5 protein-coding genes are annotated in these 4,185 nt (G+C 57.9%); 4 read left to right on the top strand and 1 reads right to left on the bottom strand.

Annotation, left to right across the window (positions count from 1 at the left end):
- Positions 1 to 48 precede the first annotated feature (48 nt).
- Positions 49 to 1,569, bottom strand: a complete 1,521-nt coding sequence (gene mobQ / locus ACMHYJ_RS16815) for a MobQ family relaxase (RefSeq protein ID WP_414247301.1) — start codon at positions 1,567 to 1,569, stop codon at positions 49 to 51.
- A gap of 185 nt (positions 1,570 to 1,754) precedes the next feature.
- Between mobQ and ACMHYJ_RS16810 the strand changes: the two genes are divergently transcribed.
- The 4 genes from ACMHYJ_RS16810 to ACMHYJ_RS16795 all read left to right on the top strand — a co-directional run bounded on the left by ACMHYJ_RS16810 (position 1,755) and on the right by ACMHYJ_RS16795 (position 4,127).
- A complete protein-coding gene (locus ACMHYJ_RS16810; RefSeq protein WP_414247300.1) occupies positions 1,755 to 2,045 on the top strand; it encodes a mobilization protein in 291 nt (96 codons plus the stop codon).
- A complete protein-coding gene (locus tag ACMHYJ_RS16805; protein WP_414247302.1) occupies positions 2,045 to 2,395 on the top strand; it encodes a DUF3147 family protein in 351 nt (116 codons plus the stop codon). The genes ACMHYJ_RS16810 and ACMHYJ_RS16805 overlap by 1 nt, the downstream gene beginning before the upstream one ends.
- Positions 2,396 to 3,076: 681 nt before the next feature.
- Positions 3,077 to 3,940, top strand: coding sequence for a replication initiation protein RepM (gene repM / locus ACMHYJ_RS16800; RefSeq protein ID WP_414247299.1), 864 nt, complete (start codon positions 3,077 to 3,079; stop codon positions 3,938 to 3,940).
- Between the two features lie 37 nt (positions 3,941 to 3,977).
- Positions 3,978 to 4,127 carry a hypothetical protein gene (locus ACMHYJ_RS16795; protein WP_414247298.1) on the top strand — a complete coding sequence of 50 codons (150 nt, stop codon included), beginning with the start codon at positions 3,978 to 3,980 and terminating at the stop codon, positions 4,125 to 4,127.
- Positions 4,128 to 4,185: the final 58 nt, after the last annotated feature.

The raw sequence follows: 4,185 nt of genomic DNA, 5'->3' as shown, positions 1-4,185 counted from the left end.
GGACAGCCCGGAACCATGACACCGTACCGACAAGAAAGTATCAAGCTGCTATCGGCTCATGCCGTGGCTACGGTCGTTTTTAGCGGCTTCTTTTTGGCGGTCGATTTCGGCCCATTTTTCAGGGTTCACGCGCCGATCCAGGCGCTCGGCCAGAACCGCCCGTTCTTGGGCTTTCTGACGGTCGGCCTGTAGCTTGGCGGCGTGATCATCGACCCGCTGCTTGTCGTCCTGGTACTGCTTGCGTAGGTCGTTGCCTTCCTTCATCGCGGCGGCGCGTTCTTCGCGCCATGCGTCGTATTCCTTGCCGTAAGCGTCCTCGGCTCGCTTCCATGTCTTGCCGCGCCACTCGCGGGCCACCGGGCCATCACCCTTCATTTCTTTTTCGAGTTCGACCGCTCGCTTTTCAATGTCCGCTCGCTTCTTGGCGTGCGCCTTCTCCGCAAGGCCAAACAGGCCGCGCTTCTCCGGGCCAAAGCCAAGTTCTTTGATCTGCTCCCCGCGCCAATTGCTGACATATTTATCAATGGCCTGAAGCTCCACGATTTCCTGATTCGGCTCGGGTGGCGGCGGGTGCTTCAGCACAATGTCCAACTGGCGCATACGCGCCACCGTCGCCTGTAGCCGCGCCTGGACGGTTTCGATGGGTTCGACCTGGCTAGCTTTTTCACGCTCTACCTGGTCAGCCTTTTCCCGCTCGGCCTGGTCAGCTTTCTGGCGCCGGGTTTCCTCTGCCTGGCGTTGCGCCTGGTCACGGAAAGACAGCGCCGCCGTCAGGCTGGTAGACAGGTCAAGGATGGAAGCATTGGCATCGGCAATGGCACGGTCAGCCTCGCCCTGGGCCTTGGCAGCGGCCAGCCGATCAGTAACGGCCTGCTCATGTTCAAGGCGCTTATCGCTGGGCTGGCCAGTGCGCCGTTCAAAAGCGGTGGCCGTTGGCCCAATGTGCTTGGTTGGCTCGGCCTCGATGCCGCGCTCGGCATTGCTGCGGTGGTCGATACGTGCCTCGATACCGTTCTCTTGCAGCCGCTCATTCACCAGTTCGGCCCACCGCTCACGCATGACGGCTAAATCTTCTTTTCGGTTGCGTCCGGCCTTTTCCGTGTCCAGCTTCGCGCCCAATCCTTCGCCCTCGACCTTGCGGGTCGTGCGTAGGATATGGGCGTGGTGGTTCCGGCTATCGCCGCCCCTGCCTGGAGCATGGATAGCAACATCAACGGCACAGCCTTCGCGGTTCGCCATGTCCTTAGCGAAGTCCACCGCCAAACGGGTACGTTCTGCCGGTGACAATTCGCTAGGTAAGGCAACCTCGTATTCTCGGGCAACGCAAGCATCCTTGCGTTTCTCCGATAGCTCGGCGGCATTCCACAACTCGCCTCTATCTGGCGTCCAAGTGGAACCGTCCGGTAAGACAAGTACGGCATCCTCGACCCCACCCTTTCGGGTGTAGTCGTGGATTTCGCCGGTACGCTTGTCGATGATTTTCTCACCTGACCGATAGGCAGCAGAACCCGTCGCACTGCGACCGGTGCTTCTGCTAACTGCCTTTACGGACATGTGGAAAATTGCCATCGTTGTGTTTTCGCTGTTGCTTTTCCCCGAAGGGGCGCGCGAGTTACGTAGTAACTCCTAAGTGCGCCCTTCTATTTTTTCAGGGGGTTGGGTGCAGCGTCATTCTAGCCGCCGCCATCCCACTGTGCAAGCATCCAGATACGGCCTAAAATGCGAACACCAGAAACAAGCATAAAGGCGTATACATGGCAACCATTGACGACACCATAGAATCACTGAAAGAACGACTGAAACAGGCACAGGCAAGGAAACAGAAAGCCGAAGCACTGAAACGAGCCACCGACCAGAAACGAACCAAGAAGCAGGACGACAAGCGAAAGATACTTGTCGGCGCGGCGATACTGGCAAAAGTAGAGCGCGGGGAATGGCCTGCTGACAAGATGCGCGAAATGATGAATACCTTCCTGACGCGACCCGCTGAACGGGCATTATTCGACCTGCCAGAAAAGCCAGACAACCAGCCAACTACACCATGATCGCCTGGGATATCGTCAAGTATGCGTTGACGGCTGGGGTCGTCGTTATCGTCTCGGAAACCGCCAAACGCAGCGACAAACTCGGGGCGTTCATTGCAGCCCTGCCGCTTGTCACACTCTTGGCCTTGATCTGGCTCTACGTGGAAAAGCAACCCATGGAGAAAATCGCCAATCATGCTTGGTACACCTTCTGGTACGTCCTGCCCACGCTACCGATGTTCCTTGTGTTCCCTTTCCTGCTGCCCCGCCTCGGTTTTTGGCCAACGCTGGGCGCTTGCGTTGTCCTGACTGTCGTGCTGTTCGGCCTGTTTGCTGTTCTCGTTCGCCGTTTCGGCATCAACCTGCTGTAGTGGGGCGCTGCCCCACCCCCGCGTTCGCCACGTGGCAGGCGGTCAGGGGAAAAGAACCCTGACCACCAGCCCAGAGCGTGTACGACATTCCAAGGCATCAAGGGGCATTCATAAAGCCCTGTGAGCGCCCGTAAACGGGCACAGGCCTTTACAAAGCTTCCCCTTGACCCCTTTCCATGTCCAGACCGTCAAAAGGCCTTAAATCGCCTTAAAAACGATCCTGCACCTCCTTTACTGCCGAACCGGGCCGCGAAGCGGCAAGTTGCGAGGGGGAGCCGCCGCGAAGCGGTGGGGGGCAGGCTACTGCCACCGGGGGGCGACGGGGCGAGCGTAGCGAGGATGGGGGGCGGCAGCCCCGCCCCGTAGGGGTCTGCTCTTCCCCGCCCGAAGGGTGGGGACTCTTGTAATACCTCACTCACTGGGCCAGTTATCCACAAGAAAATTGCCTCTGCGCGTGTGCGCGTTTGTTTATAAGCTTTAAAACCTTTAAAGACTTTAGGGCAGGGCAAAGCCTTTGTTTATGCGGGTTTCTGGAACCATAGGGCGACGTTTCCTTACATACAGGGCGACATTTCTTTACCAATAAGACAACGTTTCCTTACCAATAGAACGACAAACGCTTTGCATAAGGCGACATAATAATATATAGTCGCCTTATAGCTTAAAGGACAAGGAAATAATGTGGCTGATGACATAGTGGTGAAGAAGGACAACGCCCTTGTTAGGGCGGCGTATACGCTGTCGCTGGCAGAACACCGGCTGATCCTGCTGGCCGTGGCTGATGCCGCTGGAAAGCCGGACATGCTCAAGGATATGACGGTGTACGCGGAACAGTACGCCGACCGGTTCAAGGTCACACGGCAAGCGGCTTACATGGCCCTGGGCGAAGCCAGCCGCCAACTGTTTGAACGCCGCTTCAGCTATGACCGCCTATCGTCCAAGGGGCGACCCCGGAAGGTGGTCAGTCGTTGGATTCAGCGTATCGAGTACGGCGAGTCCGAAGGGTTGGTAAAGCTGCGTTTTGCCGATGACGTAATACCGCTGCTCACCGACCTACAGCGACGATTTACCTACTACTCCCTTGGGCAGGTTGCCGGATTGACCAGCACCTACGCGGTGCGCCTGTACGAGCTGCTGATTGCATGGCGTAGCACTGGTAAGACGCCGGTGTTTGAGGTGGCCGACTTCCGGCAGCATCTGGGCATTGAGCCTGACGAATACCCCCGGATGACAGACTTCAAACGGCGGGCGCTGGATGTGGCCATCAAGCAGGTGAACGAGCACACCGACATCGTGGCCAGCTACGAGCAACACAAGCGGGGCCGCACCATCACGGGCTTTTCCTTCACTTTCACGCTGAAGAATCCGGGCCGTGACCCCAACACCATCGACCTGCTGACCGGCGCGACGGACGCCGAACGCGCACGGCCAAAGCGCAAGCGCATCACACGCGCCGAAGCCGAAGGCATGGCAAAGCCAGGGGAAGAGTGGGGCGAACTACTCAAGCGCCTATCGTCCGAATTTTTCGTTACCGGCATGAATTGAGCCACGCACAAAAAACCACGATCACAGGAAAATGAATATGAAAACCTTCACCGAATGGGCCACGCATTACGGCTATGACGACACGCCGGAAGCCCGCGCCGACTATGAGCGGTATCAGGCTGAACTGGCACTTTTCAAACGGCTGGCCAGCAAGCCGGAACCGGAACCGGACAGCCCGGAACCATGACACCGTACCGACAAGAAAGTATCAAGCTGCTATCGGCTCATGCCGTGGCTACGGTCGT

Origin of the sequence: Castellaniella hirudinis (assembly GCF_047468865.1) — a bacterium.
GTDB classification, from domain to species: domain Bacteria; phylum Pseudomonadota; class Gammaproteobacteria; order Burkholderiales; family Burkholderiaceae_B; genus Castellaniella; species Castellaniella hirudinis_A.
This window is presented reverse-complemented; position numbering and strand designations above follow the sequence as displayed.